Source organism: Cytophaga sp. FL35 (assembly GCF_014349235.1).
GTDB lineage: Bacteria > Bacteroidota > Bacteroidia > Flavobacteriales > Flavobacteriaceae > Euzebyella.
On record NZ_JACSOH010000046.1, the window covers coordinates 1 to 13,250 of the forward strand.

15 protein-coding genes are annotated in these 13,250 nt (G+C 37.8%); 5 read left to right on the forward strand and 10 right to left on the reverse strand.

The annotated features are described in order from the left end of the window. Positions 1 to 18: 18 nt before the first annotated feature. On the reverse strand, positions 19 to 315 hold the full coding sequence (locus BIZ36_RS20050; RefSeq protein ID WP_187459645.1) for a type II toxin-antitoxin system RelE/ParE family toxin: 297 nt from the start codon (positions 313 to 315) through the stop codon (positions 19 to 21). Then, positions 308 to 550, reverse strand: a complete 243-nt coding sequence (locus BIZ36_RS20055) for a hypothetical protein (RefSeq protein WP_187459646.1) — start codon at positions 548 to 550, stop codon at positions 308 to 310. Before BIZ36_RS20055 ends, BIZ36_RS20050 begins: the two co-directional genes overlap by 8 nt. 566 nt (positions 551 to 1,116) lie before the next feature. On the opposite strand from BIZ36_RS20055, the gene BIZ36_RS20060 reads away from it, so the two are divergent. Then, a complete protein-coding gene (locus BIZ36_RS20060; protein WP_187459647.1) occupies positions 1,117 to 1,548 on the forward strand; it encodes a hypothetical protein in 432 nt (143 codons plus the stop codon). A 49-nt stretch (positions 1,549 to 1,597) separates the two neighbouring features. On the opposite strand, the gene BIZ36_RS20065 is transcribed toward BIZ36_RS20060, so the two are convergent. From BIZ36_RS20065 to BIZ36_RS20095, 7 genes are all read right to left on the reverse strand, one after another. After that, positions 1,598 to 1,789: a hypothetical protein gene (locus BIZ36_RS20065; RefSeq protein ID WP_187459648.1), complete on the reverse strand. Its 192-nt coding sequence runs from the start codon at positions 1,787 to 1,789 to the stop codon at positions 1,598 to 1,600. Positions 1,790 to 2,360: 571 nt separating this feature from the next. Continuing rightward, a complete protein-coding gene (locus BIZ36_RS20070; protein ID WP_187459649.1) occupies positions 2,361 to 2,633 on the reverse strand; it encodes a hypothetical protein in 273 nt (90 codons plus the stop codon). Positions 2,634 to 2,683: 50 nt separating this feature from the next. After that, entirely contained in the window at positions 2,684 to 2,824 is a 141-nt protein-coding gene (locus BIZ36_RS20075; protein ID WP_187459650.1) for a hypothetical protein, read from the reverse strand. Positions 2,825 to 3,166: 342 nt separating this feature from the next. Beyond that, positions 3,167 to 3,361 carry a hypothetical protein gene (locus tag BIZ36_RS20080; RefSeq protein WP_187459651.1) on the reverse strand — a complete coding sequence of 65 codons (195 nt, stop codon included), beginning with the start codon at positions 3,359 to 3,361 and terminating at the stop codon, positions 3,167 to 3,169. 56 nt (positions 3,362 to 3,417) lie between these two features. Then, complete coding sequence (locus BIZ36_RS20085) at positions 3,418 to 4,005, reverse strand: ASCH domain-containing protein (protein ID WP_187459652.1); 588 nt, start codon at positions 4,003 to 4,005, stop codon at positions 3,418 to 3,420. Positions 4,006 to 4,015: 10 nt separating this feature from the next. Next, positions 4,016 to 4,651, reverse strand: a complete 636-nt coding sequence (locus tag BIZ36_RS20090) for a hypothetical protein (protein ID WP_187459653.1) — start codon at positions 4,649 to 4,651, stop codon at positions 4,016 to 4,018. A 287-nt stretch (positions 4,652 to 4,938) separates the two neighbouring features. Continuing rightward, positions 4,939 to 5,820, reverse strand: coding sequence for a helix-turn-helix domain-containing protein (locus tag BIZ36_RS20095; protein WP_187459654.1), 882 nt, complete (start codon positions 5,818 to 5,820; stop codon positions 4,939 to 4,941). 150 nt (positions 5,821 to 5,970) lie between these two features. On the opposite strand from BIZ36_RS20095, the gene BIZ36_RS20100 reads away from it, so the two are divergent. From BIZ36_RS20100 to BIZ36_RS20115, 4 genes are read left to right on the forward strand one after another with little or no spacing between them, the layout of a single operon-like run. Continuing rightward, a complete protein-coding gene (locus tag BIZ36_RS20100) occupies positions 5,971 to 7,071 on the forward strand; it encodes an efflux RND transporter periplasmic adaptor subunit (RefSeq protein ID WP_187459655.1) in 1,101 nt (366 codons plus the stop codon). 13 nt (positions 7,072 to 7,084) lie between these two features. Further along, a complete protein-coding gene (locus BIZ36_RS20105) occupies positions 7,085 to 10,255 on the forward strand; it encodes an efflux RND transporter permease subunit (protein ID WP_187459656.1) in 3,171 nt (1,056 codons plus the stop codon). Between the two features lie 27 nt (positions 10,256 to 10,282). Then, positions 10,283 to 11,626, forward strand: coding sequence for a TolC family protein (locus tag BIZ36_RS20110; protein WP_222937489.1), 1,344 nt, complete (start codon positions 10,283 to 10,285; stop codon positions 11,624 to 11,626). A gap of 53 nt (positions 11,627 to 11,679) precedes the next feature. Further along, positions 11,680 to 12,735 carry an adenylate/guanylate cyclase domain-containing protein gene (locus BIZ36_RS20115; RefSeq protein ID WP_187459657.1) on the forward strand — a complete coding sequence of 352 codons (1,056 nt, stop codon included), beginning with the start codon at positions 11,680 to 11,682 and terminating at the stop codon, positions 12,733 to 12,735. A gap of 73 nt (positions 12,736 to 12,808) precedes the next feature. Here the strand turns inward: BIZ36_RS20115 and BIZ36_RS20120 are convergent, their stop codons facing one another. Continuing rightward, complete coding sequence (locus tag BIZ36_RS20120) at positions 12,809 to 13,096, reverse strand: hypothetical protein (protein ID WP_187459658.1); 288 nt, start codon at positions 13,094 to 13,096, stop codon at positions 12,809 to 12,811. Between the last annotated feature and the right edge of the window lie 154 nt (positions 13,097 to 13,250).

Consider the following 13,250-nt stretch of genomic DNA (forward strand, 5'->3'; position numbering starts at 1 on the left):
AATCGTTTTTTTGAACTTTTATTTGCTCGGTTTCTTTTGCCGATTATCTTTCATGGCAACTACAATTACCTGATTTTTATCGAAAATATAATACACGGTGGTGTTTTTATGGATAACTGCCCTTCGCAAAAGTTTTTGAGCACTTGATTCAGGATATAGGGTGGGAAAGTTGGATACCGTAAGTTCGAATTGTCTAAGCAGTCTTTTGAATTTGACCACTTCTTTCTTGCTGAATTTTTTGATCAGATAAGCCTTAATGGCCAATGCATTGGATAGTGAACGTTTGGTCCAAATGACCTTATGAGTTTTATCCATTGGCTAGACCATTCCAAAATTCATTAGAATCGAGGGTTTCCCCTTGTTGATAATCCCTAATGCCACTTAGAATATTGACCCTATCGCTTTCCGTAAGCTCATCCCACCAGTCGATGGATTTGCCTTCACTCGATAATTTGACCGAATTAAGCAGGCTCACCAAAGAATCATCGGTTAAGGATTTTATCCATCCGACGAGTTCTTTCTTAGTATTGTTCAATTCTGCTGTGCTCATCTTTCTAGCTTTAAAGTAAAGTTACAAAAAGCATGCTAATCCTTGTTTTAAGATACCTGAATATCCTTTTTTTGAACTTTGGTTATTACTTGGAGTTCTTAACTCGGCATTCAATTACGAATTTAAGAAATGGTAGATTATAACTGCACTTGGGGCAAAACTTACCCTTGGTCATTTTAATATCTGTGATTTCTCGAACTATTTGGAAATCTTCGTAACCTATTCTTTTCCCTTTTTGAAATCCAAAATAAGTTGGATTGAATGAACCAAAATCTACATCGCAAAAATCGCACAGCACTAGTCTTAAGCCATGATATAGTACATATTCATGATACTTATGTTCTTTGAATTGGTCTATTTCAAAGTCGTCTGCTCCACATTCATCACATGGGGTAACCTCTTTAAATTCTAGTTGTGAATGACAAACTGGGCAGTGCATTTCTTTCAATCTACAAATCCTTTATTTGAGCTTTCCATCTATAGGTAGGCACCTATTAAAGTGCAGCTATTTATTATTATTCTAAAGCAACCCTCTTATAATTTGTACATCTAATATAAAAACAATAATGAGAGGATTACCATTATTGCTAGTCATTGCAACTGTTTGGTGTTCTTGTTCAAGTTCCAGCGAAACGGCTCATTTTGGAATGGAAATGTATTATGAGCTCACTTCCTTGAATTCTGGGATGTCCGGGGAAATATTGGATAAGGAAGAATTAGATTTTCGAGAGTCTATCGAATTTTTCCCCGATAGTACCTTTATCAAGCAAAGAGTATATCAAGATAGCACTTCCACTGCTTTCGGTAAATATGACTCGGTAAATTCGGGTGGAAATGATTATCTTAAGTTGAACTATTCCGATGACAGTTACCTTATCCAATCCTGTGGAAATTCCTTGGTGGAACACTTTAGTATTCTAAGCGAATCGGAAATATACAATGGCGGATACTTACTCTGTGACGGACCAGGTTATTATTATACGCGAACTAAGAAATAGATCAATTTTGAACTTTTCAATTGCAACACTTCGACATTGTGTTAATTATTTATTTGAACTTTGATTTCACTATTTGAGTATCGATACCTTCAGCTCTTAATTTTCCTTCAAGGTCGTTACGATCAAAATCGTCTAAATGCTTACCAACAAGCATGTGAATAGAATGACCTTTTTCAACATAAACTTCTATCAATTCGACTAATAATGCTTTTTTGTATTTTGTGTCTTTTATTACAGTCATCCTTTTTTTGAACTTTCCACAAAGTTACTATTTCTGAATTATCAATTGTAGAAAACGGGGAAGGCTACAGTCCGTAATAAGCATTTTACAGAAAGGATTACTTTAACAAGTTTCCTAATCAAAACTAAAATGAAATTTGCCTAAAAAATAAATATGTTAAAAAAATTAACATATGGAAGATTTTTCTTATTTTGTTAGTGTTTTTAAAAACTAGTGTTAGTTATTGGATGGTTGAAGTTATTTTCTATCCCCCTATAAAGGCCAGGTGCACCTGGCCTTTTTTACTAGAAACATATTTGCAGGTTGGAATATGGTTTAATTCCACAGAATGTCTATATTCAATCAATAATATTGTTCCAATTTGAAAAGGACAAGTTTATTTGGACTTTCCTGCAGTTCAGTTATATCAATCTCGTTTTGTGGATAGAATTTATATTATTCAATATACTTGTGAGCAATAGGTCGAGTCACTAAGTATCTCATTGATTTATGTAAATAACATTATAAGCTGTTCTTTGTTGTGCCGGTGAAATCTATCTGGCATATTCTTTCTAAAAATTCCGAACCTAATTTATCTAGACTTAAGCGATTTTGCTTTTTTAAAACGTTCCCTGAAATCATTTAGCTTCTGTTGAACGTCCTCTCTTCCGCTACCTGCGAGGTTATGAAACACTGACACCGCTTTATCTAGGACCCTGATCTCTTCATCAATGGATTTGCCTTTCCTATACAGCATGGCCAGTCTTCTATACGGAAAGCTACCTTCAAAACCTTCGGAAATGTTGGCTTCATATAGAGCTTTGGCCTCTAATATTCTTCCTTCTTTCTCAAGGCGCTTGCCCATCAGGTTCCTTCGAATTTGTGAATCGATACTGCTCATTGTTCTTTGACAGATCACTTTTCCCAATGCTTCAGGTAAATCTGATTGTCGGTGATATCGAACAGTCTTGAATAATTGTTGACCCTGGCCAAAATTTGGCCACTTGTGACTGCATGTCCGTCGATTCGTTCGTAAAGTGAGAGAGTATTGATCATGTCGGCTATTTCGCTCGGACGCAGCGGCCTATTCGATATTTTGAGCGTTTCTTCTATGGCCTCATGAAGCTGCTTTTTTAGTTTATTTTCCATGGTTGTTCGTACTCCGGTATCTACCTGTTCGTTTATAACCTCTATAGATGTAGGACCTTACTTAACAAACCTAGTAGTAAAGCTTTACATCTTCACCAAATTACGAAAAAAAACAAATGCGGTAGGTAAATGGATGAATTATGGGTCATCCGGGTCACGCCCTATTAAGGCTAATGGAAGGTCGCACATTTTTTACCTTGGTGATAGGCACATTCGGACAAAGGCTATCCACTATTGTTTTATTGAATTTTAGTGGCTTTGGTTTCTCTTCTTAATTTTCATCAATCTTTTCTTAAAGTCTATTTGGGCCCATTCAAGAAAGTGTTGTTCCTTATCAAAAGCTTTTACAAATGCTCTATTCAAAAGTAGACTTGCGAGTTCCTTTTTCTCTGAGTTGGATAAGTCGAATTGTTGAATTATTCGATAGCATAAATCTATATTCATCGTTTATATGAACTTTTAATTTGACTATAGCTTTTCACAGGAGCCGTTTACGCCATTTACTTCTTTGGCCATATTTTTTTGAACTCCACTGCCACTATCAGCATTTCTTCGCTTGGTTTTTCTCCACTTTCTCTTAAAAAACTTTCAAAAAAGTCCCAATGGGCTTTTTTCCATTTTTCGAGAGGTTCTACATCAGTTCCCATATCCATTTCAGCATATTCTTTGGATATTTGGTTGAATGGAATTGTGTCGACGCTTATATTTTCTATAATCGCTTTTGCATTTCCGTTGAAGTCTGTCACTATTTGCTTTGTTCCAACAATGGGTAAATCAGCATTGTATTTTTTGTATAAGCTGTAAAGTCCAGATGAAGCTCTCTTTTTTCCGGTCAGAGTCAATCCAGCCAACCGGTTTGCATCTTCCTCATTGTTGTGGAAAAAGTCCGATTCAGGTATTGAATCGCTTTTAAATTCAGGATATGATTCGATAAAGTCGTCCCACATTTCAGTAGCGGATTTGACAGTGGCATCCTCGGTTTGCGTCGTCATTTCAGACTGGTTTTCAGTTCCGATTTCATTTATGCCCTTGGTTTCGTTCTTACAACCAATTAAAATCAAAAACAGAACGATTGAAATATGTCTCATAGTTTATCGTTTATTTGAACTTTTCTTCTAATATTTTCCAAAGTACATCATGTGTTTCAGGTGAAATATGGGCAGAGCTATGTGGAACCGAGCCAAACTTGTATTTATCAAAGAGGGTTCCTAAGCGAACATAAGACCTTCTCTTTGAACCTTCGGGCAAATGCCCAATTTCTCTATAATCTTTAAGCTCCTTATTGTTCATGTACCTGGGTCTTCCCAACATAATTAGGTAGGGTGGGTTTATGTACTCCACATATTCCCTGAACAAGGGAAGTGCGTCGCGCCAATCTTGGTAACTTAAAAATCTCTCTTTTGGAGTTCTAAAAAAGCATTGGTTACTGTAATTAACTTCATCAAAGGAACATCCAAAATATTTAATCAGATAGCTGTTTACATGTGACTTAAACTTCCATGTATTTGTATCAATAGTCTCTGGATATATTTTTTGCGCCTTGTGACCTTCGTAGTTTAGGTTATTACTTACTCCCCAATTCAATCCAAAGATGATCGGTTTATCCCTGAGTATCGGTCCATTACAAATCGAATAGAACCAATTTTTGTCTTTATTTTTTTTATAAACTTCACTTTGGTGAAATACCGTTTCTGTCTTTTCTTGTAAAATTTTAAAAAAATGTTTTTCAGTCATCCTTTTTTTGAACTTTCCGCTAAGTTACTATTTCTGAATTACCATTTGAAGAAAAAGGGGTAAGGCTACATTTTTAGGGAAGGCTACACATTGATATTTCATCGTTGAGCACAGGAATTTATTAAACTAGAATACAGACTACCGATACAACTTACAAATCGACTTTTATCAAAAAATAACAAAGACCACTTGGAGCATTAATGAGAGATACCCTATGACATTTAAAAGTTTCACTCAAAAGAATGAGAGTTTAGAGCGATTTCAGCTGAATTAGTACCTAGAACATTTTAAAAATTCCCTTGCTTACCTCTAAACGCTTTGGGCGTTTCGCCTACCGCTTTTTTAAAGGTTTTGGTAAAATAAGAATTGTCATGAAAATTAAAGTGATGGGCAATTTCTTCACTACTCATATCCGTATAAACCAAATACCGTTTAAGTTCTATAATCAAGACCTCATGGATCAAATCACTGACACTCTTACCGGCCACTTTATTGGTAATTCGATTAAGATGTTGCGGAGTCATACACATTTGCTCTGCATAGTAGCTTACTTTTCGGTGTTCTTTAAATTGTTCGTTAATAAGTGTTTCCAGCTTTAAAATATGCTGCCTTTGATTACTGATATCTACCTTTTGACTGGACTCAAATAAACGGGCATACTTCACAAGAATCAAAATCAGTAGAGATTCTAAAGCATCGTATTTCATGCGTTTCTCTGAATGAAACTCCAACCAAACTTTTTCAAAATCGTCTAAAAGTTCGCTGTGCGCTTCATTCGTAATCGGAATCAGGGGTTCTACATTGAAACGGTGGAACATGGGTAGCGATTTTAGCCATTGTTCCGATTTTTGTCTGGTCAAAAAATCTCTGTTGAATATAATCCCATACCCATCGGAGACATCACTCATGGAAGTTATTACTTGCCCCGGACTAGCGGCAAGTATCATCTTAGACCTGACCTTGAAGGATTTAAAATCGATGGATATTTCGGCTTCCCCAGAGTTGAAAAGGCCGATAGCATAATTCACATTTCTAAATGGATTACCACTATTGAGGGCATCACCAACTTCATCGGACTTAAAAACCGAGAACGCCTGATTGTCATCGGTATTTTTAATTCCTATCTCCTTATAAAATTCGGGGAGTCCGAATTGGGGTATATCTTCCATGAAAAAAAAATTTGTGCCAGTAGACGGGGTTAATCGTTGCCCATTACCGCTATTATGTTCTAAAAATACCATAATTGGCTTACATCTTACCAGAAAAAAAGACCTTAAGCAGCCTAATTTTGCGCTCTTAAATTTGAAATTTACCGAAATATGATACTTGAAACCATGTTCAAAACAGAAGGCAGTTGCTTTAATTTTAAGTTCAAATACCTCTTACTTGTACTGCCCTTTTTAATACTAGTAAGCTGTGGAGAAGAGGTGCACCAGAAAACCTCCAAAGTCATCAAGGTAAGGGTACTGAATGTTGGTTCGGAACAACCTAATGTTACTCAAAAGGGATTGAAATATAGTGGAACCATCACCTCCGAAGCCTCGGTAAACACCAGTTTTCAAGTATCGGGAACGGTGCTTAAGATTCCTGTTCAAATTGGGGATTTTGTTAAGAAAAACCAGCTTCTGGCCCAAATAGACCCTACTACCTACAACAGTCAATACGAGCAGCTACGTTCGCAAGAACAACTGGCAAAAGAAAATTTTGAGCGTATTAACGAAGTATACTCCAAAGGGAGTATTGCAGAAATCAGAATGTTAGAGGCCAAATCGCAATACGAACAGGCAAAGGCCGCCGCAAAAATGACCTACCAAAATGTACGTCATACCAGTATATATGCTCCTATGGATGGCTATATAAGCGATAAATTGATGGAACCTGGCGATTTGGCCCAACCTGGTCAGCCCGTTGTTGAAATCGTGAATATTAAAGCGGTAAAAGCTGTTATTCCTATCCCCGATGACGAAATAAACAATTTGAGCAAAGGAGATACGGCCGTGGTCAAAATTTCTTCTTTGGCCAATTACTCGGTAAGTGGTGTGGTCGATGAAATTTCTATTCAAGCCAATCAAGGTTCTCCCGTATATACCGCCTACGTACAACTTGGCAATGAGAACAAAACCATTAAACCTGGCATGGCCTGTACAGCCACTTTTGAAAATACTATAAAGGACAAAAGTCAGAACGGGCAAAACTTGATAATACCTTCAGAATCTATTGCCGTAACGGAAAACGGTAAACATTTTGTATATGTGATCAACAATGACCAAGCAGAAAGGCGCTACGTTGAAATAGGTCAATTATACGACAACGGTATTGCCATCGAAGATGGCTTGAGCAAGGGAGAAAAATTAATTGTTTCCGGTTACCACAAGCTTATCCAGAGCACGCCCGTAGAAATTATGAACGACGCTAACTAAAAGCTAAAAGACGATGAAGAAAAAAAGCGGAGCCATAGATTGGGCCTTTAAGAATGCCACCTTTCCTATAGCATTGGCGGCCTGTCTATTCATAGTAGGAATTTACGGGTTGTTGAACATGCCCAGAAACGAATTTCCCGACTTTACCATACGCCAAGGGCTAATTATTGGATCTTATCCCGGGGCTTCTTCCGAAAAGGTAGAAGAGGAATTGACCTCTAAGGTAGAAGAGTTTTTATTTGCCTATAACGAAGTTGATAAGACCAAAACTTATTCTTATTCCAAAGATGGGTTGATGTTTATTTACGTGGAGGTTTCCGATAAAATCAACCACAATGCAACGCAGCAATTCTGGAATAAATTGAAGTCGGAAGTTCTCATTTTTCAACAAATGGAACTCCCAAGGGAAGTGCAAGGTATTATGGTCAATAGTGATTTTGGTAGCACGGCGGCAATGATCCTTGGTGTGCAATCTGAAACCCGACCTTACAAAGATTTGCAACGCCACGTCGAGGATATTGAAGATGAATTCAGACAAATCGAAAATCTTGCAAAAATTTCACATTCTGGGGGCTTAACGGAACAAATAGCCGTTTATGTTGACCAAGATAAATTGGCAAGCTATGGTATCACTCCTGAAGCAATTACCATGAGTTTGCAAAATCAGGGTGCGGTAGTTGCATCTGGAACCTTGGAGGATGATCATAAGGAACGGCCTATTTATTTAGAAACAACACTTAAGACCGAAGCCGATATTGCCCGCCAAGCCATCAAAACCGAACAGAATGGCAACATCATCCGTGTAAGAGACGTGGCCAAAGTGGTAAGGGAATATGACGATGCAGATTCTTATCTGACCATTAATGGCACTAAGGGCATGATCATTACCTTAGAAATGGCCAAAAAAGGGAATATTGTACAATTTGGGGAAGAAATAGATGAGCGTTTAGAGCTCATACTTGCAGAAATGCCCGATGACATAAAAATAACCAAAATTGCCAATCAACCTGAAGTCGTAGACCATTCCATTTCACATTTCATGAAAGAGTTCGGGTATGCATTGATTGGTGTTATTATCGTAACCTTAATTCTTCTGCCCATAAGGGTAGCTTCGGTAGCAGCTGCCACCATACCGATTACTATTGCGGCCACTTTAGCTTTAATGTACTTTATGGGTATCGAGCTGAATACGGTTACCCTGGCGGCCCTAATTGTAGTTCTGGGCATTGTTGTGGACGACCCCATTGTGATTATCGATAATTATGTAGAAAAGTTGGACGAAGGTATGTCTATTCCGGAGGCGGCCGTAAGCAGTGCCAAAGAATTGTTCCCTTCCGTTTTTACAGCTACTTTGGCCATTTCGGCTACATTTTATCCTTTATTATTCTTTATGGAAGGTGTGGCGTCGGATTTTATTAGTGCCTTCCCATATGTAATCATCATAGCACTAACACTTTCCTTGGTCATTTCGGTACTATTGGTTCCTTTTATCAATTCTTTGTTCATCAAAAAAGGATTGCATTCCCATACGGAAGAGAAAACAGAAGCCGATAAAAAATCGATGTTAGATCGCTTACAGGCTTTCTTTGACAAGACGGTGAATATGGCAATGAAACACTATAAACTAACTGTATTTTCTGGTATTGGGGCGGTAATTGTTGGTGTTATTCTATTTGGCGGTATTAGTCAACAGTTGTTTCCTAAAGTAGAACGCAATCAGTTTTCTATTGAAATCAGCTTGGCACAAGGGCATAGTTTAGAAGAAACGGCTAAGGTTGTCAAGGGATTGGAAAAAAGATTGGCATCTGATGAGCGCATAGAAGATTACACCAGTTTTATTGGCCAAAGTTCGCCCCGTTTTCATACCCTATACGCTCCCAATTTACCCGCCACCACCTATGCCCAAATATTGGTCACTACCAGCAGCGATAAAACAACCGAAGAGGTTTTAAGGGATTATGATGAAAAGTATGCAGATATGTATCCGCATGCCTATTTGCGTATGAAGCAACTCGACATGGCAGGCACCAATGCACCTATAGAAGTTCGATTGTATGGCAATGACATACAACAATTAAAAAAATACGGAGACACCATCATAAATATTGCGCGGGCAACCCCAAATACCCTCTGGAGCAGAACCGATTATGGTGATATGAAAGAGGTGGTGATAATGGAGGTTAAACACGACGAAGCGGCACGGTTAGGTTTGAACAATAGGGCCATCGGCAATGCAATAGCTGTGAATACTACCGGGTTGAAAGCTACGGAAGTTTGGGATGATAAATATACAGTCGATGTAAAGATTAAGAGCGACAATCAGCATCATCAGAAGGTATCGGACCTTAGGCAACTCTCTATAATTTCTCCGCAGAGCCGAGGTACCGTACCCCTACGCCAAGTAGCTGATATTTCGTCGGAATGGAATCAAGAGCAAATTGTGAACAGAAACGGTTTGCGCTGTCTGACAGTTAGGGTAGATATTACCAAAGATGCGGTCGGTAACGAAGTACTGGCAGAAATGCAACCTCACATCAATAAAATAAATTTTCCCGAAGATATCAGAATTGAATACGGAGGTGAATACGAACTGCAAATAGAGAATAACAAGCCTATGGGGCTTTCCTTAATGCTAAGTATTGCCTTAATCTTCTTGATTCTACTATGGCATTTTAAAAGTTTTATGCATGCCCTATTGAGCTTTATCACCATGCCGCTAAGCATTTTTGGAGCTGCCTTAGGATTGATTTTAATGCAATACCCATTTGGTTTCACTTCATTCTTAGGACTCTTGGCATTATGTGGAATCGTTGTTCGAAACGGTATCATTCTCATTGACTACGCAGATGAGCTACGTCATGAATTTAACTATAGTGTAAAGAAGGCCGCCATACTTGCTGCCGAGAGACGTATGCGCCCTATTTTCTTAACCTCTTCTGCAGCAGCAGTAGGCGTTATTCCGATGATCGCGAGTCGCTCTAGTCTTTGGGGACCTTTGGGCACCGTCATCGCATTTGGACTCATGTTTTCAATGGTATTGACCCTTTTTGTCTTGCCCGTATTGTATTGGTTGTTCTTTAGAAAAGAAGATGAAGAAAAAAACATCAATGATGAAGCAACCATGATCAATGGGAAGAAGAACCATCTAACATCTAAGGCCAAAAATATAGGCTCCTTACAATAGCTGAATTTTAATAGAAGAAAAGTAGTAATGATATATATAAATTCACCCTTTTTAATTTTAAAAAAAGCATCGGGGTTGACCTTGATAGCGATGCTCTTCTTTAGCCTCAATAGCTTATTAGCCCAGCAGACAATAAGTTTAGAGGCTAGTAAAGAAGCAGCACTTAAGCATAGTAATGCTATAAAAAACGGTCTACTGACCATTGAGAAATCGAAGGCGTTCAAACGTGAAATGATTGCCAACTATTTTCCGAATGTTGAGGCGACCGCCATTGGTTTATATGGACCGGGCGACATAATTAGTCCGATCGAAGGTTTTTTACCGAATGGTATAGACAATCTGTACAACGCCAGCGCCATGGCCACCGAGGTTATTTATGCCGGCGGAAAAATCAAAAACTCCAATGCTTTGGCAGACCTTCAAATGGAAACTTCGAAAATCAGGGCCGGGCAAGCGGTAGATTCAGTGTTATTGGTCACGGAGCAAAAGTTTTGGCAACTGGTACAGCTACAAGAGCAGCAAAAAGTGTTGGAAACCAATGAAGACTATTTGAACGAATTGTTGAAACAGCAAGAGGATTTACTCGAAGCGGGTTTAATTGCCAAGAACCAGTTATTACAAGTGAAAGTAAACCGTAGTGAGCTATTATTGAACAAAAGTAAATTGGAGAATATGCGTAAACTGGCTTTACTCGATTTTTCACTTTATGTAGGAGTTTCCTATTCCCCTGAGATGAGAGCCGATGCCGATTTTGAGAATATGACCCCTCCTGAACTAAAGTATACGAAGCCCGATTTAAATCTTTCGGGCAATAGCAACTACGAACTTCTTGAAAAGTCGATTACTGCAAGTAAACTTCGCACTAAAATGGCCAAGGCAGACCTTTTACCTTCTTTGGCCGTAGGTTTTACCGCCTTTGAGTTAGGATCTTTTGATAATTCGATAGAAAGCCAATTTTCGGGCTTGGCATTTGGCACGTTGAGTATACCAATCTCTGATTGGTGGGGAAGCGGTAAACAAAAAGTAAAACAAGAAAAGATTCAAGAAGAAATCGTTCAAAACAACCGAAACGACGGCATTGACCAACTAAAAGTTGCCATTACCCAAAGTTGGTACGATTTGTTGGATGCTCATGAGCAAATTCAATATGCCCTAGAAAATATAGCGTTGGCAGAAGAGAACTTAAAAGTGTATCGTGATAATTACGACAGTGGATTGAGTAATCTTACCGATTTATTGGATTCGCAAGCGATGGCTCAAAAGGCACAATCGAATCTAATTAATGCCTATACTAATTATGAAAATAAAGAAATCACTTTTCTATATAGAACAGATCGGTTAAATACTCCTATAAAGGAAGATCTTGAATAAAGATTTAAGAGTTCTTAGAGTCTAGTAAAAGAATAGGTTTACGCTATCCAATTATGAAGAAGAAGCAAATCATTAGATTGTTTTCTTTGATGCTTATGTGGTTAATTGGCATTATAGCTTTTGATGTCGTCATAAATATCAAAGTCTTTCACAAAAGTGATTGGCTACCTTTTTTTGAGTATACTTTAACCGTGGTAGTGCCTTTTACCAGTTTGTATTGTTTGCTTATTGGTATTAGCGAAGTATTGCTTACTCGATTATTAATAAGGGAGTATCCCTTTGCTATTTTGGTGCTGATAAAGGCTATAATTCAATTCTTGGTTATTTATGTACTTCACTTGAGCGGCTCCGAAATTATTAGGGAATGGCTGCCCCCGAGCCCCAATTCAGCAGTAAATACACATTATGAATACCTGGGTCAATCATTGAATTTGGCATATACTATTTACTTTTTTGTAGTAAGTTTTCACTTTAGCCTTTACTTTCAGATTGCGAGAAAATTCGGTTCGACGAATCTTTTTGATATTATTATGGGAACCTACTTTAGACCCAAGGAAGACAAGCGTATTTTTATGTTCCTAGACCTGAATAAGTCTACCACCATCGCCGAGGATATTGGCCATTTAAAATACAGTAGACTGATACAGGAGTGTTTTCTACTTCTGACCGAACACATAGAAAATTACAATGCAGAGGTCTATCAATACGTTGGTGACGAAGCAGTTCTTACATGGAATGTCTCCAACGCAAAATCCGCTCAACACTGTGTTGACCTCTATCAAGATTTTAACAATTCACTTTTTAAGGCAAAAGACAAATTTTTAAAGGAATTTGGTCTGATGCCCACCTTTAAGGTCGGGGTCAGTTATGGTTCGGTAGCCATTGCCGAAGTGGGCGATTATAAAAGAGATATTGCCTTTCATGGCGATGTTTTAAATACAGGGGCGCGCTTGTGCATGCTTTGTAAGGAAATAAGGGAAGATATTCTCTACTCCAATCAGTTTTATAAGCTATTGGGTAAATCAAGTCAATTAGAGTATATTGGTGATTATATTTTAAAAGGTCGTCATAATATAGAAAAGGTATTTAGATTATCACCGAAATCCTAACATGAATAGATAGTTATGACCGGTACCTACATATGGGAGGAAGTCATAATGGTGATTTTATGGCGTTGTGCATTTAGTAGAAAGTTATATTCAATGGTTTAATCTCTCCAAGGCTTTCAATCCAGTTTATAAAGACTTGAGACATTTCTTCTTTATGAGTTACATTGAAAACTTTTGGTAAAATCTTAAATAATTGATCGTCCCAGTCATATTTTCCCTCGGCCACTTCGGGATGATAATATTTCAAAAAGCCCCAAATTTTGGCTGTTGTTGCAAGTTTTTCTGTTTCGGTAAGTTTAATTTGTGTGAAAGCGATGTTTGCACAAATAAAAAATATTAGAATCGATACTTTTTTTTTCATATTGTGCCAACATAAGGGAATACATACCGCAGTAAGTAAATCTCTATTTTATTTGTAATATCCTTTTTTTGAACTTTTAGATTTGAAACTATAGTTCAATTCTTCTTTTTACGCGCCAATCTGTAAAGTATTCCCAAATCTCTCGTTCTGTGGA

What these genes read in the sequence shown, in the direction of transcription:
- BIZ36_RS20080 (WP_187459651.1), bottom strand. Translation starts at nt 3,361, where the DNA reads ATGAATATAGATTTATGCTATCGAATAATTCAACAATTCGACTTATCC.
- BIZ36_RS20120 (WP_187459658.1), bottom strand. Translation starts at nt 13,096, where the DNA reads ATGAAAAAAAAAGTATCGATTCTAATATTTTTTATTTGTGCAAACATC.
- BIZ36_RS20050 (WP_187459645.1), bottom strand. Translation starts at nt 315, where the DNA reads ATGGATAAAACTCATAAGGTCATTTGGACCAAACGTTCACTATCCAAT.
- BIZ36_RS20095 (WP_187459654.1), bottom strand. Translation starts at nt 5,820, where the DNA reads ATGGAAGATATACCCCAATTCGGACTCCCCGAATTTTATAAGGAGATA.
- BIZ36_RS20100 (WP_187459655.1), top strand. Translation starts at nt 5,971, where the DNA reads ATGATACTTGAAACCATGTTCAAAACAGAAGGCAGTTGCTTTAATTTT.
- BIZ36_RS20105 (WP_187459656.1), top strand. Translation starts at nt 7,085, where the DNA reads ATGAAGAAAAAAAGCGGAGCCATAGATTGGGCCTTTAAGAATGCCACC.
- BIZ36_RS20090 (WP_187459653.1), bottom strand. Translation starts at nt 4,651, where the DNA reads ATGACTGAAAAACATTTTTTTAAAATTTTACAAGAAAAGACAGAAACG.
- BIZ36_RS20070 (WP_187459649.1), bottom strand. Translation starts at nt 2,633, where the DNA reads ATGGGCAAGCGCCTTGAGAAAGAAGGAAGAATATTAGAGGCCAAAGCT.
- BIZ36_RS20110 (WP_222937489.1), top strand. Translation starts at nt 10,283, where the DNA reads ATGATATATATAAATTCACCCTTTTTAATTTTAAAAAAAGCATCGGGG.
- BIZ36_RS20060 (WP_187459647.1), top strand. Translation starts at nt 1,117, where the DNA reads ATGAGAGGATTACCATTATTGCTAGTCATTGCAACTGTTTGGTGTTCT.
- BIZ36_RS20075 (WP_187459650.1), bottom strand. Translation starts at nt 2,824, where the DNA reads ATGATCAATACTCTCTCACTTTACGAACGAATCGACGGACATGCAGTC.
- BIZ36_RS20055 (WP_187459646.1), bottom strand. Translation starts at nt 550, where the DNA reads ATGAGCACAGCAGAATTGAACAATACTAAGAAAGAACTCGTCGGATGG.
- BIZ36_RS20085 (WP_187459652.1), bottom strand. Translation starts at nt 4,005, where the DNA reads ATGAGACATATTTCAATCGTTCTGTTTTTGATTTTAATTGGTTGTAAG.
- BIZ36_RS20115 (WP_187459657.1), top strand. Translation starts at nt 11,680, where the DNA reads ATGAAGAAGAAGCAAATCATTAGATTGTTTTCTTTGATGCTTATGTGG.
- BIZ36_RS20065 (WP_187459648.1), bottom strand. Translation starts at nt 1,789, where the DNA reads ATGACTGTAATAAAAGACACAAAATACAAAAAAGCATTATTAGTCGAA.